The 26,080-nt window shown below is 65.7% G+C and carries 20 protein-coding genes; 12 read left to right on the top strand and 8 right to left on the bottom strand.

Annotated elements, in window-relative coordinates; all coding sequences use genetic code 11:
- Positions 1-12: 12 nt before the first annotated feature.
- The 6 genes from PQQ51_RS21300 to PQQ51_RS21275 all read right to left on the bottom strand — a co-directional run bounded on the left by PQQ51_RS21300 (position 13) and on the right by PQQ51_RS21275 (position 7,693).
- Entirely contained in the window at positions 13-747 is a 735-nt protein-coding gene (locus PQQ51_RS21300) for a Crp/Fnr family transcriptional regulator (RefSeq protein WP_408498792.1), read from the bottom strand.
- A gap of 641 nt (positions 748-1,388) precedes the next feature.
- Positions 1,389-3,941 carry a glycosyl hydrolase 2 galactose-binding domain-containing protein gene (locus PQQ51_RS21295; RefSeq protein ID WP_408498810.1) on the bottom strand — a complete coding sequence of 851 codons (2,553 nt, stop codon included), beginning with the start codon at positions 3,939-3,941 and terminating at the stop codon, positions 1,389-1,391.
- Between the two features lie 39 nt (positions 3,942-3,980).
- Complete coding sequence (locus PQQ51_RS21290) at positions 3,981-5,081, bottom strand: DUF1839 family protein (RefSeq protein ID WP_408498791.1); 1,101 nt, start codon at positions 5,079-5,081, stop codon at positions 3,981-3,983.
- Positions 5,078-6,151 carry an amino acid--[acyl-carrier-protein] ligase gene (locus PQQ51_RS21285; RefSeq protein WP_408498790.1) on the bottom strand — a complete coding sequence of 358 codons (1,074 nt, stop codon included), beginning with the start codon at positions 6,149-6,151 and terminating at the stop codon, positions 5,078-5,080. The genes PQQ51_RS21290 and PQQ51_RS21285 overlap by 4 nt, the downstream gene beginning before the upstream one ends.
- A gap of 1 nt (position 6,152) precedes the next feature.
- On the bottom strand, positions 6,153-7,445 hold the full coding sequence (locus PQQ51_RS21280; protein ID WP_408498789.1) for an acyl-CoA dehydrogenase family protein: 1,293 nt from the start codon (positions 7,443-7,445) through the stop codon (positions 6,153-6,155).
- Positions 7,442-7,693: an acyl carrier protein gene (locus tag PQQ51_RS21275; RefSeq protein WP_408498788.1), complete on the bottom strand. Its 252-nt coding sequence runs from the start codon at positions 7,691-7,693 to the stop codon at positions 7,442-7,444. Before PQQ51_RS21275 ends, PQQ51_RS21280 begins: the two co-directional genes overlap by 4 nt.
- A gap of 398 nt (positions 7,694-8,091) precedes the next feature.
- On the opposite strand from PQQ51_RS21275, the gene PQQ51_RS21270 reads away from it, so the two are divergent.
- Genes PQQ51_RS21270 through PQQ51_RS21245 form a run of 6 tightly spaced genes read left to right on the top strand, consistent with a single transcriptional unit; the run spans position 8,092 to position 16,448 of the window.
- Complete coding sequence (locus PQQ51_RS21270) at positions 8,092-8,625, top strand: GNAT family N-acetyltransferase (RefSeq protein WP_408498787.1); 534 nt, start codon at positions 8,092-8,094, stop codon at positions 8,623-8,625.
- Positions 8,625-10,229, top strand: coding sequence for an O-antigen ligase family protein (locus PQQ51_RS21265; protein WP_408498786.1), 1,605 nt, complete (start codon positions 8,625-8,627; stop codon positions 10,227-10,229). The genes PQQ51_RS21270 and PQQ51_RS21265 overlap by 1 nt, the downstream gene beginning before the upstream one ends.
- Before the next feature lie 31 nt (positions 10,230-10,260).
- A complete protein-coding gene (locus tag PQQ51_RS21260) occupies positions 10,261-11,439 on the top strand; it encodes a glycosyltransferase family 4 protein (RefSeq protein WP_408498785.1) in 1,179 nt (392 codons plus the stop codon).
- Positions 11,436-12,635: a glycosyltransferase family 4 protein gene (locus PQQ51_RS21255; protein ID WP_408498784.1), complete on the top strand. Its 1,200-nt coding sequence runs from the start codon at positions 11,436-11,438 to the stop codon at positions 12,633-12,635. The genes PQQ51_RS21260 and PQQ51_RS21255 overlap by 4 nt, the downstream gene beginning before the upstream one ends.
- Positions 12,636-12,653: 18 nt before the next feature.
- A complete protein-coding gene (locus tag PQQ51_RS21250) occupies positions 12,654-15,278 on the top strand; it encodes an NHL repeat-containing protein (RefSeq protein WP_408498783.1) in 2,625 nt (874 codons plus the stop codon).
- Between the two features lie 15 nt (positions 15,279-15,293).
- Positions 15,294-16,448, top strand: coding sequence for a glycosyltransferase family 4 protein (locus PQQ51_RS21245; protein ID WP_408498782.1), 1,155 nt, complete (start codon positions 15,294-15,296; stop codon positions 16,446-16,448).
- Positions 16,449-16,514: 66 nt separating this feature from the next.
- Here PQQ51_RS21245 and PQQ51_RS21240 read toward each other — a convergent pair whose 3' ends face one another.
- Positions 16,515-17,978, bottom strand: a complete 1,464-nt coding sequence (locus tag PQQ51_RS21240) for an oligosaccharide flippase family protein (RefSeq protein WP_408498781.1) — start codon at positions 17,976-17,978, stop codon at positions 16,515-16,517.
- A gap of 304 nt (positions 17,979-18,282) precedes the next feature.
- Here PQQ51_RS21240 and PQQ51_RS21235 point away from each other — a divergent pair, with 304 nt between their 5' ends.
- The 6 genes from PQQ51_RS21235 to lepB all read left to right on the top strand — a co-directional run bounded on the left by PQQ51_RS21235 (position 18,283) and on the right by lepB (position 24,916).
- Positions 18,283-20,199 (top strand): alpha/beta hydrolase family protein, encoded by a 1,917-nt coding sequence (locus PQQ51_RS21235; protein WP_408498780.1) that lies wholly within the window; start codon positions 18,283-18,285, stop codon positions 20,197-20,199.
- 33 nt (positions 20,200-20,232) lie between these two features.
- Positions 20,233-21,177, top strand: a complete 945-nt coding sequence (locus tag PQQ51_RS21230) for a class I SAM-dependent methyltransferase (protein ID WP_408498779.1) — start codon at positions 20,233-20,235, stop codon at positions 21,175-21,177.
- Complete coding sequence (locus PQQ51_RS21225; RefSeq protein WP_408498778.1) at positions 21,152-21,766, top strand: flavin reductase family protein; 615 nt, start codon at positions 21,152-21,154, stop codon at positions 21,764-21,766. The genes PQQ51_RS21230 and PQQ51_RS21225 overlap by 26 nt, the downstream gene beginning before the upstream one ends.
- Before the next feature lie 402 nt (positions 21,767-22,168).
- Positions 22,169-22,882 carry a FadR/GntR family transcriptional regulator gene (locus tag PQQ51_RS21220; RefSeq protein WP_408498777.1) on the top strand — a complete coding sequence of 238 codons (714 nt, stop codon included), beginning with the start codon at positions 22,169-22,171 and terminating at the stop codon, positions 22,880-22,882.
- Positions 22,883-23,004: 122 nt separating this feature from the next.
- Entirely contained in the window at positions 23,005-24,069 is a 1,065-nt protein-coding gene (locus PQQ51_RS21215; protein WP_408498776.1) for a Gfo/Idh/MocA family protein, read from the top strand.
- A 145-nt stretch (positions 24,070-24,214) separates the two neighbouring features.
- Positions 24,215-24,916: a signal peptidase I gene (lepB, locus tag PQQ51_RS21210; protein WP_408498775.1), complete on the top strand. Its 702-nt coding sequence runs from the start codon at positions 24,215-24,217 to the stop codon at positions 24,914-24,916.
- Positions 24,917-24,979: 63 nt separating this feature from the next.
- Here the strand turns inward: lepB and PQQ51_RS21205 are convergent, their stop codons facing one another.
- Complete coding sequence (locus PQQ51_RS21205) at positions 24,980-26,041, bottom strand: quinone-dependent dihydroorotate dehydrogenase (protein WP_408498774.1); 1,062 nt, start codon at positions 26,039-26,041, stop codon at positions 24,980-24,982.
- Positions 26,042-26,080: the final 39 nt, after the last annotated feature.

The raw sequence follows: 26,080 nt of genomic DNA, 5'->3' as shown, positions 1-26,080 counted from the left end.
GGAGCAGCAGCGTTACTCGACAGCTTCAGCCTGGCGAAGACGCGGCAGCAGCCGGTCGAATTCGCGTTTGACGAGGCCGTAGCATTCGCAGGCGCGCGCTTCGAGCCCTTTTCGGTCGAGGATCTTGATGTGGCCGCGGCTGTGGTGGATCAGGCCTTCGTCGTGCAGCTTGCCGGCTGCCTCGGTGATGCCCTCGCGGCGCACGCCGAGCATGTCGGCGATCAGTTGCTGGGTGACCGTCAGGTCGTTCGAGGCGACGCGGTCTACTTCGATCAGCAGCCACCGGCACAGTTGCTTGTTCAGTGCGTGGTGACGGTTGCAGGCGGCGGTTTGCGCGACCTGCGTGAGCAGAGCGTGCATGTACAGCAGCATCAGGCGGCGCAGGAAGTCCGAGCGCGCGAAGTGCTGTTTGAGCGCCTGTGCGCTCATCCGGTACGCGAAACCGGCGGATTGCACCTGCACGCGGTTCGGCATGGTTTCGCCGCCGGTCAGCACCGGCACGCCGGTCATCCCTTCACGGCCGACGGCCGCGATTTCGACCGAGCTGCCGTCTTCCATCGTCGAGAGCATCGAGATGATCGCCGTGGTCGGGAAGTACACGTGATGAATGCGTTGGCCGGAATCGCACAACAGTTGTTCGGTACGCAGATGAACGAGTTCGAGGTGGGGGGCAAGAGCTTGCCATTCGTGCGACGGCAGGGCGCCGAGCAAATGGTTGCCGTGCAGGTCTGATTGAAGTGTCAACATGATCGGTCCTCGCGTGAAGTCGCGCGCTGCGTGACTTCCTGTTTTTTGACCCGATGCCCGCATCCGTTGAATGACGACTTGCTGCCTGGCGAGCAGCGGAGGATGAACAGGACCGGCCCCGTATTGGCCTTTGCGTTACCGCCGTTTTTGTCGATCTCTTATGCGGTGCCGCGATGTTGCGCTTTCTCTTTAGCGAGGAGCGTGCCAACGATAGGTAAAACGAGGACTGGTGCGGCGCAACGTAGCGCGCGTCGGCGGCGCGCGAACGCAAACGCGGCTTTTTGTTTCAATTCTGTACATCGGACGGCTGCCGGGCTATCGCCTCAATAGTTTTTTTTGGTCGATCCAAGTCCTTGATCGGATTGACTTAGTGGCTGCTGGCAAAGGCTTCGCGCGAGGTGCCCCGAGACGGGCGCGGGCGCTGAAAGCGTGTTGTAACGGCGCGTCCGGGATGTGCCGGAATTGATTCAGTTGTGTTTCATACGTTGTGTACGGTGGCGTACCAAGTGTTGGGTCGCTGCCGTCAAAGCGTCGAAAAAGCCCTTAAAAAAGCCACATTCAATCCGCAGACCAGACACGGCGATTCGCGCAGCGCGAGGTTTTACGCGCGTTGCGAAGGAATACCTAGACCAGGACGACATTCAGCCGTAAAAGCTGGCGGATAAAGCATTGATCGCGCGGACTTCGCCGGCGGGCGCCGAACATGTTACGTCTGCGTTAAACGAAGGAGTGGATGCGTGCGCAACCATTCTCGTCAGACGGATCAGCGGCACGGTTTGCGGACGGTTCGGCGCGAGATGAAACCAGTCGCGCGCGGCGCGATAGTGCGGATCGACGATATGAACGAAACGCGCGAAGCGTTTCGCTTCGATCACCAGTTGCCAGCCGTCGCCGTTGCGCTCCACGCTCACGTTCAGGCCGAGTTCGTGCCGTTCGGTCGCGCGCCGCTCCGGCAGATGAAATGCTTCCGCGACGATTCTGCCGTCCGCGGGATCGCGCAACGTGGCGATCGTCACGTCGTGCGCGCGCGGGCCGAAGCGATACGCGTGCGTGAAGTCGAAGAACTGGCCGAGACAGTCGGCGGCGCCCAGACGTTGCGCACTGCGCGGCGCGAGGTCGACTTCGCGGCTTGCGGATGCCACCTTCACCGCGCCGTCGCGCAGACACAGCAAATCGAGTTGCGCGTGCAGCGGCTCGGCTCGTTCGTTTAGCAGATGAATATCGAGCCCGTTGAGGCCTTCGTCGGTGATGATCATCTGGATGGGTTGCAACGTCTGCGCGAGGCCGTGCAGCGCGCTCTTGGGGCGTCCTGTGGCGTCGATCAAGCCCCAGCCCGCGCCCGCGCGCAGATCCTGAAGCTGCCAGACCAGCGCTCCGCCGCATTGAGCGCCGCAGCGGCGCCATTCGGCGAATACATCGCCCATCAATTCGGCGACCACCGCGCGCGACAGGTCCAGATAGCGCTCCGGATCTTCATAACGCAGGCGTGCCGGCTCGATGCCGTACACGCTGCTCAGATAGTGGTCGCGCACGTCGTCGAAATCCCAGCCCGCGCCGGGGTCGCGCGGCACGGCCGCTTTCCAGCGCGGATCGTGCGAATGAATCGTGCCGAGCGCGTCGCGCAGCGTCGCGTCGTCGGGCACGTTGGCGAACGCGAGGCATTCGGCGGCAAAGCGCACGTCCGCGCGCCGCACGTCGTCGAGCGGACGTTGATACGCGCCTACGCCGTAGTAGTGCGTGATGCCCACGTTAGTCGAAAACGGCCATATGCCGCCGGTCGGCGAGTTGCCGGCATACGGGACGTCTGAGCGCTCCCGCGCGCAGATCGCGGGCAGCAGGTCGGTAAAGAGCGGTTGTGCGCGCAGCGCGGGTGGCAGGCCGAACATCGCCGCCTGCTGGTCGACTTCGCTGCCGCCGCACAGCACCGCAAGGGATGCGAAGCGGCGCGTGCGGGCGAGAAACTGCGTTGCTTCGCGCTCGACTGACGCGCTGAACGCGGCGTCGTTCGGGTAGTCGAAATTCGCCAACGCGAAGTCCTGCCACACGAGCATTCCGTATTCGTCGGCGAGTGCGTAGAACGCGTCGGACTCGTACACCATCGTGCCGCCCACGCGCAGCATGTTCATGCCTGCATCGCGAGCGAGCGTGAACGCGTTGCGCAGTTGGGCTTCGGTGCCGGCGAGCGTGACGAGATCCGCGCTCGTCCAGCAGGCGCCGCGACAGAACACGCGCGCGCCGTTGACGCTCAATGCGAAGCTCGCGCCGTCGGCGCCGCGTTCGATCTCGATGCTGCGAAAGCCGACTGAACCTAAAGAGTGGGAAATCGAACGACCGTCATCGAGTTGCAATGTCAGCGGGTAGAGGGTCGGCGTTCCGTGCGTATGCGGCCACCAGAGTTCGGCACGCGGCACGCGCACGCTGCCGGTCAATGTAGTCGAATCGCGCCATTGCAAGGACGAAACAGACTCACCGCATTTCAACGACGCGTGGCACACCGCGACGTCGTGTGGATGAAGGAAATGTAGCGTGAACGAAACAACGCCGTCTTCGCCTTCGACGCGAGTGCTCAGGTCGATCGAATCGACGGCGTCGGTTGCAGCGCCCAACAGTTCCACCGGACGCCACGGGCCGACCGCCTGAATCGACGGACACCAGCCGGGCATGTGGCCGAGCAGCGTCGTTCGCACATTGCGTAATGTCGGCGGCGTGACGAGCCGCGGTCGCCAGCGCGCGCGCGAACGTTTCGCGGCGAGCGCGGGCGCGAGCGAGCGGAAGCACAGCGCGAGGCTCGCGCTTCCATTCAGTTCGATGTCCAGATCGTGGGCGACGAACATCGAGTCGGAGTCGAGTTTCCTGACGCCGTCGATCCACACTTCGCAAAGCGTCGCGAGACCGTGCAGACGCAAGCGACGGCGCCCCGTGCCGGTGAGCGTGACGCGATACCAGTGATCGTCGAAAGCGAGCGGCGGGGGATTCGCGACATCGAACAAGCCGGCGGCGCGGCGTGCGCTCGCCACGGTGCCGGGGACGGGGGCGGCGAGCCAGCCGTGCTCGGGCAAGTCAGTCGGGGAAGAGCAGGCGCCGGCGGGCGTGCTCACGCATTGCCAGCCCATATCGAGCTGCTGCGGCCACAGGTTTCCCGCGACGCAGCCGTCGGCGTCATGCACGACCTCACGCACCGCGTCGGGTGTCAGCGCATCCACGGCAAGCTCCTGAAGCGCGAAGCGCGTGCGTCACAACACCAGCGCGGCGAGCGGCGGCAGCGTCTTCTCGTAAGCGCTTTCGAGTACGTCGAAGCAGTCTTCGCACAGGTCGCGCCGCCCGCGCGCGATCGCGCGCACGAGCCGGAACTGCATCACCATCGACTCCGACGCGATACTCTGCGCCGCGGCCGGAATCGCCGCCGGAATCTCGAAGCCTTGCACGCTGAGCCACAGCAGATACTTCGAGAGAAACTCGAAGTTCGCGCCGAGCTGCCGCATCAGGTTGAACGAGTACGGATGAAAGAACGGCTCGCCGCGTTCGAGCAGCGTGTCGAGATGCGCGGGAAACGCGGCGCGCCATTGCGAAATCGGATTGCCGAGCGGGCGCCGGCTCAAGTGCGCGCACAGCAGTTCGGCCGACGCTTCGGCAAGCGCGGTGCCTTCCAGCGCGGGGCGCGTCTGCTTTGCGAATTCGACGTACGGAAACAGCAGATCGGGCTGCTGCGCGAATTGCGGCAGTTTGCGGAACACGCCGTCGTAGTCTTCGCCGTCGAGCCGGTGATAGCCGGTGTTATGGAAGTAGCCGAGGCGGCGTGCGTCGGGATCGATGAAGTCGATTCCCACCGTGGTCTTGGGATGCTCGCGACGATACGACGTGGCGCGCGTATTCGGCAGATAAAAGCCGTCCACCTCGACCAGCACCGTATGGCCGCGCGAAGTCTGCGCGAGCACGCGGGCTTCGAGCGAGTCGTAGATCGCCAGTTCCTGCACCTGCGTGCCGTAGAGCCGTTCGAGGTCTTCGAGTGGAAACTTGAAGAACGTGAACTGGTCGCCTTCGAAATCCTGCGTGACGGTAAAGCCGAACGCCGCGCGCGGATCGAGCCCGAAGCCGTGCAGCAGTTCGATCCACAAATCGACGTAGCAGTTGGTCTCCTGCCACACGCGCTCGCCCTGGTGCAGCGCGTGCGGCGCATGCTGGCGCGGCTTCAGTGCGGAGGGGGCGGAGGGAGCGGACGTGGCCGGCGCTGCGGCCGGCACGGCAGCAGCGCCGCCGCCGGCCGCATCGAGCCGCGTGCGAGGCGGGAAAGCGCTCTGCGCGCCCTTCGAAAGCGGGATCAGGGACGGATTCATGCGCTGTCCCCCGCATGCGGCGGGACAGGCTGCCAATCCGCGAGACCCTGCGCGACGCGCGCAGGCGTGTCGCCCCACAGCAGCGCGCGCACGTCGTCCGGCCACGCATTCACGTCGAGCCCGTGATGGCGGAACAGCGCGAGCGTGATGCGCTCCATCCCGAAGCCCACGCAACCGGTGTGCGCTACCGAGCCGTCTTCGCAACCGATCTTCCAGATCGCGCCGAAGTGGTCCATGTGATAGTTGAACGACAGGCACGCGGTCTTGCCGCGCGGATCGGCCACCGGAATCAGCAGTTCGAACTTGAGCGCCTGCGCGCGCTGGCTGTCGGCGACGATCTTGCCGCCGCGGCCGAAGAACGGATCGTTGGCGAGATCCACTTCGACCGGCAGTTGCAGCAGCGTCACCAGCAGCGAGCCGCGTTCGATCCACATCTGCCGGAACGCCATCACCTGTTCCGCGCTGCCGAGCCGCACGTATTCGCGCTGGCGGAACATCTGCATGCGGCCGGGATCCAGCGACGGTTCATGGCGGAAGCAGTACGACAGCACGTCGATCGTGCGGCCGTCGGCGGGCAGCGGGCCGCGTCGCGCCATCACCGGATAGATCGGATAGCAGGCGGCCGGCGTCAGCACCACGCGGGTCGGCTTCTGCTGCGCCATCCATTCGTCGCTGCGCTCGTCGTCGCGTTCGTCCATCGCCTCGTCGAGCGCGCGCAACAGGCGCTGATGACCCATGTCGTTGCCGCAGAACGAGTGAATCGTGCCGGCCAGATTCGGAAAGCTCTTCAGATACTCGCTGTCTTCGAAATCGGTGCGGCGCATCGCCGGTGGAAAGCGCAGCACTTCCGGCGCCTGGTCCGCGCCCAGATGAGTGATCGCAACATTGAGCCGGTCCACCACGTCTTCGAAAATCTGGCTGCGGCCGTACAGACCGTTTTCGCCGGTATCGATCAGCAGGCCGGCGGCGAGCAGTTCGTCGCGGAAGGTGGGCGCGGCCGTATCAGGTACAGGCGCAGTTACAGGCGCAGGCGCGGCCGCGAGCGCGGCGGTGTCGGTCATCGTGTTCATCTCAGGCTCTCACCGGAGCGGCAGGACGTTGCGCGAGCAGCAGGCTCGCGGTGTTCTGCGCGATTCTGTCGTTATTGATCATCAGCGGCGCGGAGTACAGGTCGCGCAGATGGCGGCCCACGCTGTATTCGGTGCCGTTCTTGTAGCCCGCCATCCCGCAGATCATCAGCACTTCCTGCACGACCTGTATCGCGGTGGTGGAGATGCTGGTCTTCAGCGTGTTCATGTCGGACGCGAAACCGAGTTGCGCGGCGAGCGGCGCATCCGCTTGCGAGCCGCCGTGCCGGGCCAGGTGAGCGGTGTGAGCCGCTTGCAGCGCGACCGACAGCCGTGCCTGCATCATCTGCAGCAAGCCGACCGCTTCGGCGAGACGCAGGCCGGCAGGCGGCACCGAGCCGGGTTTCGCGCGGGCCTGCGCACGGAAAAACGCCTTCGCGCGATTCACCGCGTCGCCGGCCACACCGGTCCAGACCGACGCCCACAGCGTGTGCGAGACCGGCAGCATCGTCTGATCGGCGATCTCGGCGAACGGCGTGGGCAGGATCTGCTCGGCGCGGCCCGTGGCGACGAGCCGGAAGCCCTCGCTGCAGGTGCCGCGCATGCCCATCGAATCCCAGCCGCCGCGCTTTTCCAGTTGCGTTTCTTCGCGTAACGCGACGATCAGCACCTGGTCGGCCGCCGCCGACTCGGCCGTGCGGCGCGCGGTGACGAGAATGCCGTCGGCGTGCGCGCCGTAGGAGATCGTCGGCGCGAGCTTTTCGATGCGAAAGCGTTGACTGCCCGCGTCGCCGTCCAGCTCGACCGAACACGCGCTGGTGCGCATATTGCCGCCGATGGTTTCCTCAGACGTTGCGGATGCCAGCAGCCATTGATGTTCGGCCAGTTGCGTGAGCAACGTCGCATGCCAGCGCGATTCGCTGCCGTGCGCGTCGATGCAGGCCACCTGAATCTGATGCATCGCGTACACCATCGCGGTGGAGGCGCAACCCTGGGCGAGCGTTTCGCAGATCGCGCCGACCTCCGCGAGCGACAGCCCGCCGCCGCCGAAGCGCGCCGGCACCATCGCGGAGAGCAGACGTTCGCGTTTGAGCGCGTCGAAGGCTTCATGAGGAAAGCGCGCTTCGCGGTCCACCGCATCGGCGAACTGCCCGGCCACCGCGGCGCAGCGCTGGGCCGCCGCGCGCCAGCCGGGCTCGGCTTCCACCGCGCTCAGCACGACGGCCGGTGCGACCGGTGTGTCCGGCGCGTGCGATTGCGCCGCCGCAGCGGCCGCGTCCAGCAGCGGCGCGTTCATGCTGCCGCCTTCGCCTGTTGCAGTTCGGCGACCGCGGCGGCCATCGAGTCGATGCTGGAGAACAGCCGGCGCGTAAGCATGCGGTCGGGGATTTCAATACCGAATTCGTCTTCGATGGCCAGCATCAGATGCACTGTCGCGAGCGAGGACAAGCCCGCTGCGTACAGATCGGCGTCGTCTGCCAGCGTGTCGGGCGGGACGTCCAGGCGTGCCGATTCGGAAAGGATGCGTCGCAATGCGTTTTTCATGGTCAGGTGCCCCCTTGTTGGCCAACGGTCTCTCGGTTGTTGCGTGAGGTTGAACGAACGGACCCTCTACGCGGACCCGCTTGTTTTCCAATGTTCATCACAGTGCGTGTTTTGCGTCGTCGCGCGGTGCCGTCTGGCGGATAAGCACGCAGGCTTGGCGTGCATTCGCGCGGTGTGCCGTGCGGTGTTCCATGTTTTGCATCGCCTGTTGCTCGCTGCTGTGCCGACGCCTCGTATTAAAGGTTCGCGAAAGACCAGCGTCAGTGCGATGGCGCACGGAAACACGCGTTTCGCGGACGTACCGTGTAGCCATGACAACGAGCCGGCCTATCGAGCCGGTTTGCCGGGAGCGGTGCACGGGGCCCGCTTCGCAAAACCTGATACCGCTGGGGAACCTGATGAACTGGAAAACGCTGGAATTCGATCAGCTTTCGGCGCGCGAGTTGTATCTGATCCTGCGGGCGCGCAGCGCGGTGTTCGTGGTCGAACAGTCGCACGTCTGTCTCGACGCGGATGGCCGCGACGAAGGCGCGCTGCATGTGTTCGCAGTCGAAGATATGGCGCGGCCGATGCCGGTGCTCGCGTATGCCCGTCTGCAACCGGGTGACGCGGAAGATCCGGAAATCACCATCGATAAAGTCCTGACGAGCCCGCTGCGGCGCGGCGACGGCACCGCCGAACTGCTGATCGAACGCGTGTTGCAGACGATCGCCGAGCGTTGGCCCGGCCGCGCGGTGCGCGTGAGCGCGGCGGTGGGGTTGCGCGATTTCTACGAACAGTTCGGTTTTCGCAAGACGGAAGGGCCGTATCTCGAACACGGCGTGCCGTTCATCGGCCTCACGCGGCAGATGCGCGCGAGCCAGTCGCCGTTCGGCGTGCGCCGCCGCGAGCGCGGCGGGATGGCATTCATCAACACGTTCGAGCTGTTGTGATGGGGCGCATGCTGGTCACGCCTTCGACGCAGACGCACGTGGGATCGGCGTCCGCGCCGGTGAAGGCGCGTGCGTTGCGCGGCGACGTGCCGGTCGCCGCCGCGTGGGAAACCCGCACACGTACCATCGATCCGGCACGCACCGCTCGCGAAGGCCTGCGTCATCCGACGCTGTTGCCGGTGCTGCTGTTCGTGGTCACGCTGGGCCTCGTGCTGCTGCGTCAGGGCAAGCTGGTCGAATTCCTTTATCCGTTGTGCGCGGTGGGTATCGCCGGGTTCCTGTACTGGCGCTCGCCCGCGCATTACCTGGGCTTCGTGTGCTGGCTGGTGTTTTTGTCGCCGGAGGTGAGGCGTCTCGCCGACTTCACGAACGGCTCGTTCAATCCGCAGAGCCCGATCATGGTGGCGCCGCTCGCCGCGGTCGCGCTGACCGGTCTCACGCTGCTCAAGCACGTGCGCCTGCTCGGCCAGCGCCGCACCGCGCCGCTGGTGCTGATCGTGGTCGCGCTGCTCTATGCGTATATCGTCGGCATCGCGCAGGTCGGTCTCGCGGCGGCCACGTTCACGCTGATCGTCTGGCTGTATCCGGTGATGGTGGCGTTTTATCTGCTCGTCACGTGGCGTCACTATCCGGCCTATCACCGCGTGTTGCTCAAAACATTCGTGTACGGCGGCATTCTGATGAGCGTGTACGGCCTCGTCGAATTCGTTTCGCCGATGCCGTGGGACGCGTTCTGGCTCAACGCGTCGCAGATGCATTCGGAAGGGCAGGCCGTGCCGTTCGGCATGCGCGTGAGCAGCACGATGAATTCGTGCGGCCCGTTCGCGGCCACGCTGATGGTGCTGATCCTGATGTCGCTCGCGGCGCGCGGCAAGACGCGCATCCTGCTCGGCTGCATCGGCATTCCCGTGCTGTTGTTGACGGGTGTGCGCAGTTCGTGGGGCGGCTTCGCGATCGCGCTGCTGTATCCGCTGACGATGCTCGACGGCAAAAGCCGCTTGCGTCTGCTGGGCGCGCTGTTCGGCATCGCGTTGCTGGCCGCGCCGCTGATGATGATCGATCAGGTATCCGAACCGGTGATGAAGCGCTTCGACTCGATGCAGAATCTTGGCGACGACACCAGTTATCAGTCGCGCGCGGCGTTCTACAAAACCTTCATGGCGTCCGCACTGACCGATATCGCGGGCCAGGGGTTCGGCTCGATCGGTGCGGGCAGCAAGCTGTCGGACGACAAGTCGGCGCAGACCATGGTCGACTTCGACAGCGGCGTGATGGAAGTGCCGTACGTGATGGGATGGCCGGGCACGCTGCTCTACACCACCGGGATTCTGATGATGCTGTGGCGCGGTTTTCGCGCGAGCCGTCTGCGTCCGAACGACATGCTCGCCGTATGCGGCGTCGGCGTGGCGATGTCCACGCTCGCCATGATGGTCATGATCAACACGCTGACGGCGACCTCGGGGATGTTTTTCTTCATCGGCGTGACGCTGCCGGTCATTTCGCTGCGCTATGCGCGTGCCCGCCATGCGAGGCCGGCCACGTCCCCGACATTCCCCACGTCCGCAGCATCCGCCACACCGGCCGCTGCGCCGGTGCGGATCTGAAAGAAAAAATAGTCCGATGAAGGAGAACCGAATGCGGATTCTGGTCGTCACGCACGTCGTGAAGAAAAACGATGGGCAAGGACGCGTCAACTACGAGACCGTGCAGGCGGCGCTCGCGGCGGGCCACTCGGTCACGCTGCTGGCCCGCGAAACGGCGCCCGAACTCGCGCAGCATCCGCGGCTGCGTTTCGTGCAGATCGAAGCGAGCCGGCTGCCGTCGCGGCTCCTGCAATACCAGATATTCGCGCTGCGCTGCGGCGCGTGGATTCGCGCGCACCGGCAGGAATTCGACGTGGTGCATGTGAACGGTTTCATCGCGTGGGCGAGCGCCGATGTCAACTCGCTGCACTTCGTGCACGACGGCTGGTATCGCTGCGGCTTTTATCCGTTCCGTCTCGTGCGTGGTTGGTATCACGCGTATCAGGTGATCTACACGCGGCTCAATATCGTCTGCGAAAAATGGGCGCTGCGGCATGCCGAGGTGGTCGTGCCGGTGTCCGGGAAAGTCGCGACCGAAGTGCGCGCGCTCGGCATCGACATCAAGCGCTTGCAGGTGATCCATAACGGCGTCGACATCGACGAATTCGCGCCGGGTGAGTCGCAGCGCGCGCGTTTCGGTTTGCCCGCTGCGCCGTTCATGCTGTTGTTTGCCGGCGATTTGCGGATGCCGCGCAAGAATCTGGACACGCTGTTGCATGCGCTCGTGAAAACGTCGCCTGACGTGCATCTGGCTGTCGCGGGGATTTTGCAGAACAGTCCGTATCCGGCGTTGGCCGAATCGCTTGGGTTGAAGGAACGCGTCCACTTCACGGACATGGTGATGGACATGCCCGCATTGATGCGCTCGGTCGACGCGTTCGTGTATCCGTCCCGCTATGAAGCGATGGGACTCGTGCTGCTCGAAGCGCTGGCGACCGGCTTGCCCGTCGTCACGGTGCACACCGCGGGCGGCGCCGAAGTGATCACGCCCGAAAGCGGGATCGTGCTCGACGATCCCGACGACGCGGCCGGTCTCGCGGTCGCGATCGCACGGCTCGCGGACGATCGCGAGTACGCGCGCAAGTTGGGACTCGCCGCGCGCGAGGTTGCGGCAAGCCTGAGCTGGCAGGCGATGGCCGGACGCTATCTGGCGCTCTACGAGCAGGTTCATGCGCGGCGCGGCGAACAGTCGTTGCCCGCGAACTGCAAGACCGCATCGGCGGAACTATGAGTCCGACGACGCAACCGGGTCAGCCGGATAACGCGAGCGAAGCGGGCGAGTCGATCGATTCGTTGCAGATCGGCATGCACTGGTTCACCGAACGGCCGGGCGGCCTCGACCGGATGTTCAAGGCGCTGGTCGACACGCTGCCGCAGCAGGGCGTCAATGTGCGTGGGATGGTGGCGGGCAGCCCCGATGTGCTGAGCGCGTCGGGCGGCAGCGTGCATGCGTTCGCGAGCGCGCAGGCGCACCTCGGCACGCGCCTATGGCGCTCGCGGGCGCAGTCGCGCGCGTTTCGTCACGCGAAGATGCCCGATGTCGTCGCGTCGCATTTCGCTTTGTACGCGGCGCCGACCGCGGGCATGTTCATCCGCGTGCCGAAGGTCGTGCATTTTCATGGGCCGTGGGCGGCCGAATCGTATCCGGACGGTGGCGGCGGCTTGTCGCGCGCATTCCGGCTCGGGCTCGAGCGCTTCGTGTATCGCGGTGCGACGCGTCATATCGTGCTGTCGCAGGCGTTCGGGCAGATCCTGCGCGAGACCTACGGCGTGCGTGAAGACAGTATTCGCATCGTGCCGGGCTGTGTCGATGTCGCGCAGTTCGCGATTCGCGCGACGCAGCAGCAGGCACGCCAGCGTCTGCGCGTGCCGCAGGACCGGCCGCTGGTGTTCTGCGTGCGGCGCCTCGTGTCGCGCATGGGTCTCGAAGACCTGATCGACGCGCTCGCGATCGTCAAGCCAATGCTGCCCGACGTACTCCTGACGATCGCCGGCAAGGGGCCGCTCGAGGCGCAGTTGCAGGCGCGCATCATCGCGCGGGGACTGGAGCGCAACGTGCGCCTCGCGGGCTATGTGCCCGACGAGCAGTTGCCGCTCTGGTATCGCGCGGCCGACTTGACGGTGGTGCCGACCGTGTCGCTCGAAGGCTTCGGACTCACGACGATCGAATCGCTCGCGGCCGGCACGCCGGTGCTGGTCACGCCGGTCGGCGGCTTGCCCGAGGCGGTCGCGCCGCTGTCGCCCGATCTGGTGTTGCAGTCGGGCGGCTTCAAGGAGATCGGCGCGGGCATCGCGGACGTGCTGCTCGGCCGGCGCACGGTGCCCGACAGTGCCGCGTGCCGCGCGTATGCGCGCAAGCACTTCGACCGGCCGGTGATCGCCGCGCAGGTCGCGCAGGTTTACCGCGAGGCGATCGGCGCGTTCTGACGCGCCTCGTGCCCCGCCATGCGACGTATCGAACGCAAGACTTTTGAACGCATCGTGTGCGCGGCGGCTGTCGCGTTGCCGGTGGTGGTGCTGGTCGTGGGTGGTGGGGCGGGAGCCGGGGTGGGCAGCGGCGGGATGAATGGCGGGGCGGCCGGGGCCGGGGCTGTGGCTGGGGCTGTGCCTGCGGTGACGCGTGGACTTTCGGCAGTTGTGGCCGCGAGCGCGGTCGGCACACGTGGCACGGCTAGCGCCGCGGCCACAGCCGGCGCCAGCGCTCTCGCCGTAGCGGCAGCCGCGCAGCCGGCCGCCGAAGCACAGGCCGCCGTCGCGCGTCCCGCTTTGTCGTACCGGACCTCGTGGATCGGCAACACGTGGGGCTACGGCGACCATCGCTGGGTGCAGATCGACGTGCAGGCGCTCGCCGTCACGCCCGACGGCGACGTCTTCACGAACGCGCCCTGGGACGAAGGCGGCGGCGAGATCGGCCAGTACCGCAACGGCGAGCTGGTGCGATACGGCGGCGAATCGCACGGCTGGGGAATGCTGGGCGGCGACGCGATCGCGGTGAACGACGAGTACGTGTATGTCGCGCAATCGATCGTGAGTCTCGGCAACGACCTCGTCAAAGGCGCACGGATGCCGCGTGAAGGCGAGCAGTGGAGCGGCGTGACGCGGCGCAGCCGGGTCGACATCCGCGACGGCGCGCCGTTCTCCGGACAACTGAAGATGCCCGACGGCAGTCACCTCGCGTTTCTGCTGATCGGCAAATATTCGAGCAAACAGGACTACGCGATTCGCGGATTGGCCGCCGACGATACGCGGCTCTTCGTATCGAACCCGCTCGACAACCGCGTACAGATTTTCGATGCGCAGACCATGCAGCCGGTGGGCGGTTTTCCGGTGCACGAGCCGGGGCGTGTTGCGCTCGCGCCCGACGGGTCGCTGTGGGTCATTGAGAGCAGCCGCACAGACGGCGCGCGACGCGTCGTCCACCATGCGCGTAACGGTGCGCGTCTGGGCGAACTGGCGTTGCCGGAGGGCGCGGTGCCGGTGGATCTGGCCGTCGATGCGCGCGGCCGCTTGCTGATCGCGGACAACGGGCCGCGTCAACAGATTCTGATTTTCACCGACGACGCAAACCCGCAAGCCGCCACGCAAACCGGCGCATCGCAAAGCACACCGCCCGCACCATCCGCACCATCCGCACCACCCGCCGCGAAAGCGAGCGCCTTCGTACGACAAGGAGCAAACATGCGTTGGACGGCGAGCTTCGGCGAAGAGGGCGGCATTTATGCCGGCCGCGCCGGCACGCCTGGGCCGCGGCGCTTCAACGGCCTGACGGGCGTCGGCGTGGATCGTGGCGGCAACTTCTATGTATCGATGAACGGCGCCGGTCCGCGGCGCGGCAACGGCGCGCCGGACAACTACGACGGCGCGCTGATCGAGAGCTACACCCCCGACGGCCGCCAGCGCTTCAGCCTGCAAGGGCTGCTGTTCGTCGACGGCGCGCAGTTCGTCGACGGCGAGCCGCCTTCGGTGTACAGCGGCAGCAAGCGCTTCACGCTCGACCTGAGCCGTCCGGCCGGCGAGGAATGGACCTACGCCGGCTACACCGCGGACCGTTTCCGCTATCCGTACGACCCGTATTTTCATCTGCCGCTCGGCGGCCAGCGCGGGATGCCGATGGTGCGCGACGTGCGCGGCCATCGGCTGCTGTTCACCACCGACATGTACTCGTCGTTCCTGCGCGTCTACCGTTTTGCCGCCGACCGTGAAACCGCTATCCCATCCGGCCTGTTCGCGCAGTCGCATCTCGACGGCGAGTGGCCGCCGAACCAGCCGCCGCATGGCGAATGGATCTGGCGCGATGTGAGCGGCGAGGGCGACTTCTCCGCCGACGCATTCGACCAGCCTGCCGGCAGCGGCGACGCACCGGCGCTGCGCGGCTGGTGGGTCGATAGCGCGGGCGACGTGTGGCAAGGCACCGAGGAGCAGGGCATCCGCCATTTTCCGTTGCAGGGTTTCGACCCTGTCGGCAACCCCATCTACCGTTACGCCGCGATGCGGCAGATGCCGCCGCCCGCGCCGTTCTCGCGGATCGCGCGTCTGAACTACTTCCCCGCCGGCGACACGATGTACGTGTCCGGTTCGACCCCCGCGCATCCGTTCGTGAAGGACAACTGGAACGGCGCGGGCGCGCAGCTGGCGCGCTACGACCGCTGGAAAAGCGGCAAACCCGCGCTGCGTTACATGATCGGCTTGCCCGATCGCGGCGGCCCGGATTCGCAGTCGATCGAAGGTTTTGCGGTGGCGGGCGACTACCTGTTCGCCGTCGAAACGAAGAGCGCGATCGTGCGCGTGTACGACAGCGCGACCGGCCGCGATGTCGGCCGGCTCGAACCGGGCAAGGAAGTCGGTTCAGCGAGCGGCTGGACCGATGTGCCGATGCCGATCACCGCGCATCGCCTTGCGTCGGGTGAATACCTCGTGCTGGTCGAGGAAGACTGGCACGGCAAAGCGTTGATGTACCGCTTCACACCGCCGGGTTCAGCACCGGGTTCAGCACCGGTTGCAGCGCAGAGCGCCCCTCACACCGCGCAACAGACGGCCTCGCCGGCTGCCGCGCGCCCTCACATCGACTGAGCTTGCCGCGACCTCATGAAAATCATCCACCTCGCCAATCATGCGCAGACCATCGGCAATGGCATCGTCAACGTGATGGTCGATCTTGCCTGCATGCAGGCGCGAGCCGGACACGACGTGACGGTGGCGTCCGGCGGCGGCGGATTCGAAGCGCTGCTCGCACGTCACGGCGTGCGCCACGTGGTGCTGCCGCAAGCGCCGCGGCCGTCGCGTTTGCCTGCGATGGTGGCCGGCTTCAACCGGCTCGTCGCGCAGATCGATCCCGACGTGGTGCATGCGCACATGATGACCGGCGCGCTGATCGCGCGCTTCGCGACGTGGCGCCGGCGGTTCGTGCTCGTGACCACCGTGCATAACGAATTCCAGAAGAGCGCTACGCTGATGCGCGTCGGCGACCGCGTCGTCGCCGTCAGCGAAGCGGTGGCGGTAGCGATGGCGCGGCGCGGCGTGCCGCGCGCACGGCTCGCCGTGGTGCGCAACGGCACGATCGGCACGCCGCGTCTCGCGGATCAGCCGGTGCCGGCGTTGCCGCGCCTCGCTCATCCGTCCATTGTCACCGTGGCGGGCATGTACGAGCGCAAAGGAATCCGCGACCTGCTGCATGCATTCGCGACACTGCGCGAACAACTGCCGGCCGCGGTGCTTTATCTCGTCGGTGAAGGCCCGGACCGTGCTGCGATGGAAGCGCTCGCCGCGCAACTCGGCATCGCGCAGCACGTGCGTTTCGAGGGTTTTGTCGCCGATCCGCGCGCGTATCTCGCGCAGGCCGATGTATTCGTGCTGGCCTCGCATAATGAGCCGGCTGGTCTGGTTCTGTGCGAAGCGCGCGAGACGGGACGCGCGATCGTCGCGACTCGCGTCGGCGGCATTCCGGAGATGCTCGACGACGGCGCGGCCGGTCTGCTGGTGCCGCCGCACGATCCCGCCGCGCTGGCGCAAGCGCTCGGCCAACTGCTCGGCGATCCGTCGATGCACGCGGCACTCGCCGCGCGGGCGCCGCAAAACCTCGACAAGTTCAGCGTGCAACAGGTGAGCGACGGCTACCTCGCGATCTATGAACGCACGCTGGCAAGCTGCCGGCCGCGGCGCTTCGCGAGCCTCGCGACGAACAAGATGAGCGCACCTGCGGTCGCGGTGGCGGACAACGTGTCGCACTCCACACCCTCCTGATCGCTCTGGACAGTGCGAAAAAAAAGCGGACACGCGGTCCGCTTTTTTGTCGGGATACCTGATCTTCTACGCTTTGCCCGCCGCAAACGTCACGCGCGTCCATAGCTTGTAGACCATCCCGCGCAATTCGCTGGACCCATGCAGCGACATGCCCAGATTCGCCGCAGCCAGCAGCAGCGCCACGGCCACGAGCGTCGGCAACGCGCTGATCGAATCGGCCAACGCCAGCGAGACGCACAGGAACACGAGATGCGCGAGCATATTGCGCACGATCGACCCGACATGCAACCGCGAGAAATACAGCAGCACGCCGTAGTCGAACAGCGCCTTGAACGCCACGACCACGCCCGCGCCCATGATCCCGTACCAGTGAATCCCCGCCCACAACGCGACGATGAACAACGGCAATTGCAGCCAGCTCACGCCGGCCACCAGCGCGGGGTTGGTCTGCGCCTGAATCAGAATGCCGAGAATGCTCGATTGTCCGGCGAGCCACACGCCCAGCACGAGCACGCCTGCCACCGGCGCCGCAGCCGCGACGGTCGCGCCCAGCCACAAGGTCAGGAACGGCTTGAGCGCGAACAGCGCGACGATCACGCAGGGCGTGAATGCGCCGTTCAGAAACGCGAGCGAGCGGTGCGCGAGCGCATCGGCATCGACGCGCGAGACCGCCGACAGACGCGGAAAGAGCGTGCGCACCATCGCGACCGGCAGCAGATTGAGCCGCGAGACGAGGTTCTGCGGCGCCGTGTAGTAGGTCACGTAACGCGCGCCCATCATCGTGCCGATCAGCATGCGGTCGAGTGTCGACGCGATCATCCCCGCGCCGGAAAACAGCAGCATCCAGCGGCCGTAGCGGAACAGTTCGAGCATCACGTGCCATTGCGGCAGCCGCATGCGACGAATCCCGATCGCGCGGCATGCCGCTGCGCCGAGCATCACGCCGGCCACGAGGCGTGCGAGCACCGCCGCCGGAATCACCACCGCGAGCGACGGCGAAAAACAGAAGATCGCCGCGAGCGGCAGCAATTGAAACAGCGCGGTGCCGAGCGTCTGGTTGATGTTGAAACTGGCAAAGCGCTCCACGCCGTTGATCGCACCGGCGAACACCCACGACACATTCGCGATCGGCACGGCCACCGCGATCCACGGCAGGCTCGCCATCACTTCGCGCTGGAATGCCGGGTCGACCGCCACGCCGTGCGTGATGTAGACGAACGTGCCGAGATACACCAACAACCCGCCGACGATCCCGGTGCCGAGATTCATGAACCAGGCGCTCCAGAAAATCTGCTCGATCGAATCGTCGTTGGCGGCGCGTGCTTTGGAAATCTGGTTTTCGGTGGCGAGGCTGGTGCCGAGATCGAGCACGCCGAAATAGCCGATCAGCGTCCACACCAGATTGATGACGCCATAGCGCTCCACACCCATCAGGTGGATATAGGCGGGCACGGTGACCAGGGAAACGAACGTCGGAGCGATGGCTCCCGCGAAATTGATGAAGATGTTCTTGACGATACTTCGTTCCATAGTGCGTGTTCCAGCGGGTGAATGACGCGAGAGTGAGGGTTATTGCGGACGCTGTCGGTGCGCAGCCGCACCTTGAACGCGCATGCGGGCGCGGCGGTGCCGGCGCGGGTGTCGATGGAGATAGTGCGGCGGCGCCCGCGGCGCCTGTGTGGGGGCGCGTACAGAAACTTGCGGCGGCGCGCAGTTTAATAATCGGCATAAGCGGCGCCACACGGATAGCGGACGCCGCAGGTCGAAAAACAACATGCACGGCCCGTGCTCGGGTGAGCGCGGCGTCGCACGCGGCCAATTGCGAGGGAAGACCATGAGACCTGTCGTCTTCGGCGACTGCTTCGGCTGGCTGCATCCTGCCGCCGGCGATCGGGGCGTCGTGCTGTGCAATCCGTTCGGTTATGACGCGCTTTGCACGCATCGCGGCTGGCGCCAACTCGCCGAACGGATCGCCGCGACCGGCATGCCGGTGCTGCGCTTCGATTACCCCGGCGCCGGCGATTCGGCTGCTAGCGAAGACGACCCGCAACGTCTCGATGCATGGCTCGACAGTATCGTCGACGCCACCCGCTTTCTGCGCGAAACGACCGGCGTGACGGGCGTCTCGCTGGCCGGCCTGCGCTTTGGCGCGACGCTCGCCGCGCTGGCCGCGCAACGGCTCGGCGACATCGATTCGCTGGTGCTGCTCGGGCCGGCGATCAGCGGCCGCAACTATCTGCGCGAGTTGCGCGCTCATCGGCAGACATGGATGAGCACGCCCGCGGGGATCAACGCCGATCCGATCGCGGACCCTGAGCAATACGTCGAAGCATTCGGTTTCGGGCTGCAGGGTGCCGACGTGGCGAAGGTCGGCTCGCTCGATCTGTGCCGCGACACCGCCGCGCCCGCGCGCCGCGTGCTGCTGCTCGATTCGAGCGACCGCAATCGCGCAACGAAACTGGCCGAGCGTTACGCGGCGCACGGCGTGTCTGTCGAGCAGGATACCTTCGATGAACAGGACCGTTTCGTACTCGACGCGTTGTATAGCGAAGAACCGGTCGCAGCGTTTTCACGCGTTACGGAATGGCTTGCGCAGAGTGTGGAACAAAACGCTGGGCAACATGCTGGGCAAAGCGCGCACCACACGTCACAGCCGCTGTCATCGGATACGCCCGCGCTCAGACTCGAGCACGCGACCGAGCGCCCGGTAGTGTTCGGCAACTACTTCGGCATCTACTGCGAACCACGGGTGCCGAGCACCGACGCTAATGGTGCGCTCCTGCCCGCGATGCTCTTCTGCAACACCGGCGCGAGTCATCACATCGGCGACGGCCGCATCTTCGTGCTGTTCGCGCGGCGGCTCGCGGCGCTCGGCATCGCGTCGTTGCGCATGGATCTCGGCGGACTCGGCGATGCCACGCCGCGCGCGCTGACCATCACGCTCGACACGATCTACTCCGACACCTCATGCGACGACGCGGCCGCCGGCGTCGACTGGCTCGTCGCGCAAGGGCATTCGCGAGTCGTGATGTTCGGCGTGTGCGGCGGCGCGTTTGTCGCGCTGCATGCGTGCGCGCGGCATCCGAACCTGGTCGGCGGCTACGGCGTGAATCTGCAGAAGTTCATCTGGGACGGCGCGGCACGCGAGCCCGGCGCGCATCAGTTCGCCGCGACGAACGTCTACTGGCGCGCGGCGCTCACCCGCGAGAAATGGTCGCGTGCGCTGCATGGGCAGAGTCATCCGCTGCGGATCGCGAGCGTGGTCGGCAAGCGCATCGCGCGCCGTTGCTGGCTCGCCGGCGCAGGTTGGGTCGAGCATCGCACCGGCTGGCAACTGACACGTAACGCGGTGCGCGACATCGTCCACACGTTGCAGACGAAGCGCGTGCAAATGCGGCTCGTGTACGGCGAATTCGACGTCGGTCTCGACGAAGCGCGCGTGCAGTTCGGCGCGCGGCTCGGCGGCTTGCTGCGCTATCCGCGTGTGTGCGTGGCGACGCTGCCGAAACTGGATCACGCGCTGTTCACGCGTCCGGCACGCGAAGCCGTGATGGCCGACGCGCAAAGCTGGCTGTTCGCCGACGTGATTTGCGCGACGCCGCCAGCGGTCTCGCTCACCGTGCAGTGTGAAGCCGAGGCCTCGGCCGAAGCCGAAGCCGAAGCCGTGGCCGACATCGCGCCGCTGACGCTGCATGAGCTGTTCCCGAAGCAACCCGTGACTGCGCAGACGGGTGGAGCACCGGCGTCCTGAAGCCGGCGCGCTTTTACCTCGATGGAGTAGGCCGTGAATACACCGTCATCGTCACAGTCACAGTCACGGTCCGAACTGGACCGCATCAACCGCATCGCGTGGAATTCGCCGGACGCGACCCGTGAATTCACGCTCGAGAAGACCTTCTCCGACGCCGGCGAACAGGCCGCGTTCGACTGGCTCAGACCGCGTTGCGCGGGCCTGCCGCTGCTCGATATCGGCGTCGGCACGGGCCGCACGATTCCGCTGATGACCGCGATGTCGAACGACTACACCGGCGTCGATTACACGCAGAAGCTGCTGGACATGGCGAAGGCGCGTTATCCGGAGCTGGACCTGCGGCATATGGATGCGCGCGACATGTCCGACTTGCCGTCCGATCACTACGGGCTGGTGGATTTCAGCTGGAACGGGATCGACAGCGTCGACTACGCCGACCGCGTGAAGATCCTTGACGAGATGTACCGCGTGCTGCGGCCGGGCGGTTATGTGCTGTTTTCGTCGCATAACCGCGACGGCCCCGGCTACCGCGAAAACATCTGGCAACTGCTGCCGCACTTCACCTGCAATCCGCTCAAACTCGGTTGGCGCACGCTGCGCTCGATCCGCGCGTTCCAGCTCGGCACGCTGAACTATCTGCGTCATGTGAAGCTGAATCACGACTACGGCGGTTATGCGGTCAAGACGGCGGCCGCGCACAACTTCGGCATTGTGATCGTCTACACGACGCTGTGCGAACAGCGCCGGCAGCTTGCCGAAAGCGGCTTCCAGAGCGATGCGGTATTCGGCAGTTGCCGCGGCGAGCGCATCGCGGACGACGTGAACACGAGCGACGCATGGTGGTTGCATTTCATCGCGCACAAACAGCTCGCGGTGCAGGCGGAGGGCGATAGTCGCGCACAAGACATCGCACGCGGTGAAGAGAGCGACGATGCCGAACCGGAGAACGGCGATGCACGCCAGCTTCCTTCGCGCTGAAGATTCGCAGACCGCGGGCAGCGGTGCGGGATGCCAGGACTCCACGTGCGCGAATGCGGCGGACCGTGACGCGTCCCACCACGCCAACCACCACGCGCCTCATCACGCCGCGACCTTCGACGAGCGGCGCTTCCGTCATGCGCTCGGGCGCTTCGCGACCGGCGTCGTCGTGATTTCGACGGGCAGCGGCGACACCCTGCATGCGATGACCGCGAACGCATTCATGTCGGGCTCGTTGAAGCCGCCGCTGATCGTCGTGTCGGTCGGACACCGCGCGCGCATGCACGAGCGGTTGATGAACAGCGCGCTGTTCGGCGTGAGCGTGCTCAGCGAAGCGCAGGAGCCGCACAGCCGTCACTTCGCCGGCGAGCCGCAGAGCCGGCTTGCGCCGCGCTTTGCGCCAGTCGACGGGCTCGCAGGCGTGGTGCTGCTCGAACACGCGGCCGCGCGTTTCGCGGCGCGTGTGGTGGACCGGCATCCGTGCGGCGACCACACGTTGTTCGTCGGCGAGGTGCTGGTGTTTTCTCTCGACGAACACGCGCCGCTGCTGTTCTTCGGCGGACGCTATGCGTCGGTGGCGAGCGACTGATGAGGCGCTGCGCGCGTGCTGTTTTCCTCAGCGCCCTGTGAGTTCGCGCGTGTGTCCGCTCGCGGCGCCCACCTCGCAATTCCACCGTTCCCGTCTGTCCCCATACACCGCGCTGTTGTGCTTCAGACAAATTCGTCGCGCTACGTGCGTCTTCGCACGATGCAAATTTTGCAACGCAGGCACGCTTGGGACGCAAGCTTAAGGCCCGTCGATGTATGCGGCGTTACACGAACGAAACAATTCTTCAGAGGGATAACCCTGTTAGGACGTGTCCCAACTGGCGCATCTGTTTTGAAGCTAGCAACGTATCGTAAATAACAACGATGCATACATTAATCGACACAAGGGCCGCTTGATCAACAGGCTACGCGGGGGCAAACACCGCTTCGGGGAGAGTGTCAAATGGAACAGGCAAACAAGGATCGCTCGCTGGTCAGCAAGGTAATGGACGGACTCGTTACCGGGATCGTGGAAGAGAAATACGGCGCCATCCTGCCACCGCAGGATGTGTTGTCGAAAGAGTTCGACGTCAGCCGCACCGTCATGCGCGAGGCGCTGTCTATGCTGCTCGCGCGCGACATGCTGGACGTGCGGCCGAAAATCGGCACGCGCATCCGGCCGATGAGCGATTGGCGAATGATCGACGAAGACGTCGTGAACTGGCGTTTTCGCGCGAAGCCCGATCCGATGTTTCTGCGCGACGTGATCGAGTTCCGCATCCTGATCGAACCGCGAGCGTCGGCGCAGGCTGCCGCGCGCGGCAGCGCCGCCGACGTAGCGGGGATTCGTGAGGCGTTCGAAGCGTTTCGCGCGATCCGTCCGACCGAGCCAGGCTATCAGGAGGCCGACGAGCTGTTCCATACCCGCATCGTGGTGGCGAGCGGCAATCAGTTCTTCAAACAGATGGCGGCGATCATTCGCGGCGCGCTTTCCACGGTCAATCCAATCCTCACCAAAGAGGGACTGTGGGAGTCGGCGGTGAGTTCGCATCAGCGCGTGGTCGAGGCGATCGAACGGCGCGATCCGAAGGAAGCCGAGGCCGCATCGCTCGCAATGATCGACTACTCGGTGGAAGAGATCGGCGATCGTTTTTCGCCGGAACCGCCGCCGCTCTGACATCGTCGTAGCGGGACCCTGCATCGGAAATCAGGCCGAAATTCATGCGGCCGGTCCGCTCACGGACCGGGCGGCATGCGCGACAATAGCGCCTCTTCTGACTGCACGGACTCGATGAAACGATGGCACATGTCAAAGAAGTTGCCGCTGGATCCGCTACCGAAGTTGTCACTGAAATTGTCACCGAAGTTGTCTCCGAATCTGCGTCCGCGAACGACACCGTGATTCGCTGGGGAATCGTCGGGACGGGCCGCATCGCACGCCGTTTTGCTCAAGGTCTCGCATACGTGCCCAACGCACGGCTCGCCGCCGTGTGGTCGCGCCGCGCCGAGCCGGCCGCGGCCTTTGCCGAAGAATTCGGCGGCGAGGTCTGCGCGAGTTTCGACGCGCTGCTGGAAAGCGGCATCGACGCACTCTATATCGCCACCATCCACGACAGCCACGCAGACTACGCGATCGCCGCGCTGCAGGCCGGCGTGCACGTGCTGTGCGAAAAACCCGCCGCGCTCAACCAGCCGCAACTGCTGCGCGTGCTCGACGCCGCGCGCGCTGCCCAACGGCTCTTCATGGAAGCGATGAAGCCGCCGTTCTATCCGTTGTACAGAAAGTTGCGCGCACACCTGAACGCCGACCCGATCGGCACGGCGGGTTTCGCACGGGCCGGCTATTCGATGTCGGGCGTGCCGGCCGGCCAGCCGGTGCTGTCGCTCGAACATGCGGGCGGCGGGCTGCTCGATATCGGCGTGTACGGAATATTTTTCGTGGTCGACTGGCTCGGCGCGCCGCGCGACGTGCAGACGCTCGGGCGGCTCGGGCCGACCGGTGTCGACACGTTCGCGAGTCTCAACAGTCTGCACGAGCGCGGCGGCATCTCGCAGGTGTTCTGCGGCCTCGACTTGCAGGGCAAGGGCGACGCGTTGCTGATGGCCGAACACGGCCACGTGACGATCCACGAACCGTGGTGGAATCCGGCACGCGCGACGATCCGCTATGCAGACGGCCGCGTCGTCGAACTCGCTGAACCGTTCGAAGGCGGCGGTCTGAACTACGAGACCGCGCACTTCTGCGAACTGATTCGCGCAGGGCAACTGGAGAGTCCGGTGATGCCGCACAGCAAGTCGTTGCAGATGATCGCGATGGCCGACGCCGCGCGCGCCGCGTTGGGGTTGAAGTACGCGGGCGAATGAAAATTCGGCAAGCTTGGGGTGAGCGCTCGCGGCGCTCGCGCCGCGAGCCGAACGCCGGTGGTACGATTTGCGCGGACGTGCGGCGTCGACACGGAACGACCCGCCTGAACGCCGCTTTCGAATACCTTCCACCGGAACTGCCGCTATGCGCATGCTTGCAAAACTGTGGCGCGACAACAAAAGTCTGGTCGCGTTTCTTTTCCTGATGGTGCTGTTTCGCAGCGCCGTGGCCGACTGGAACGTCGTGCCGAGCGGCTCGATGCTGCCCACCATTCGTGAAGGCGACCGGATCTTCGTCGACAAGATGGCCTACGATCTGCGCGTGCCGCTCACGCACATTGCGCTCGCGCATCTACACGATCCGCAGCGCGGCGATATCGTCACGATCGATTCCTCGGCGGCGCACGAGCTGATCGTCAAGCGCCTGATCGGCTTGCCCGGCGACCGCGTCGCGATGCGAGACAACGTGCTGTACGTGAACGGCGTGCGCGCCGATTACCGGCCGCTCGTCGCGTTCAAACCGCTGTCCGGCGATGCCATGTCCGCGGGCGAATATCTGACCGAGCGCTTCGACGGCGTCGCGCATACCGTGCGGCTCTCGCCCGATGCGCCGAGTCCGCGCAACTCGTTCGGGCCGGTGGTGGTGCCGCAAGGCGAGTATCTGATGCTCGGCGACAATCGCGACGACAGCGCCGATTCGCGTTACTTCGGTTTTTTCCCGCGTAAGGAGTTGATGGGCCGTACGCGCCGCGTCGCGTTTTCGTTGGACCCGGAGCGTTTTTATATGCCGCGTTTCGAGCGGTTTGGCGCGTCGCTGGATAGCGCGTCGCTCGCGAGCGCGAAATAACAGAGCACGACACATGGGCGACGCCAGCGGCCACGCCGCAGCGTCGCACCGTTCGGCCTCAGCTTAACGCAGCGCCTGCGCGCACTCGGCGACCAGCGCCGGCCCGCGATAGATAAAGCCGGTGTAAAGCTGCACCAGCGCGGCGCCGGCCGCGAGCTTGGCGCGCGCGTCTTCGCCCGAAAAAATTCCGCCCACACCGATGATCGGCACCGTTTCGCCCACTTCCGCGCGCAACTTGCGGATCACCTCATTCGACGCGTCGAACACCGGCTTGCCCGACAGGCCGCCGGCTTCGTCGCCGTACTGCATGCCGGCCACCGCCGTGCGCGATAGTGTGGTGTTGGTGGCGATCACGCCTTCGAACCGGTGGCGCAGCAGCGTATCGGCGATCGATTTGATCTGTTCGTCGTCGAGGTCCGGTGCGATCTTCAGCGCGAGCGGCACGAGCTTGCCGTGCATGTCGGCGAGACGTTGCTGCTTGTCTTTCAGCGCGGCGAGCAGCGCGTCGAGTTCGCCCGCGCCCTGCAACTGGCGCAGATTCTTCGTATTCGGCGACGAAATATTGACCGTCACGTAGCTCGCGAACGGATACACGCGTTCGAGGCAGTACAGGTAGTCGTCCGCGGCGCGTTCGATCGGCGTATCCGCGTTCTTGCCGATGTTCAGGCCGAGAATGCCGCGATAGCGCGCGGCCTGGACGTTCTTCACGAACTGGTCGACGCCCGCGTTGTTGAAGCCCATCCGGTTGATCACCGCGCCCGCTTCGGGCAGGCGGAACATGCGCGGCTTCGGATTGCCGGGCTGCGCGCGCGGGGTGACCGTGCCCACTTCGATGAAACCGAAACCCAGCGCGGCCAGGCCGTCGATCGCGGCGCCGTCCTTGTCGAGGCCGGCGGCGAGGCCAACCGGGTTGCGGAACGTCAGCCCCATCACGGTGCGCGGCGCATCCGGCACGCGCGGCGCGAACGCGCCGGCCACGCCGGTGCGGCCGGCAGCGCCTAGCACGCGCAAAGTGAGGTGGTGAGCGTCTTCCGCGTCCATGCGAAAGAGTTGGGCGCGTACGAGCGGGTAGAGGGAACTGAACACGGGACGAGGCCGGGCGGCCGGAAAATGGGAACCCGCCATTTTACCGGCTTTAAGCCATTAATGAGATCAATTGAAAGG

The sequence above is a fragment of the Paraburkholderia xenovorans genome, assembly GCF_046030735.1.
Taxonomy (GTDB): Bacteria; Pseudomonadota; Gammaproteobacteria; order Burkholderiales; family Burkholderiaceae; genus Paraburkholderia; species Paraburkholderia xenovorans_A.
This window is presented reverse-complemented; position numbering and strand designations above follow the sequence as displayed.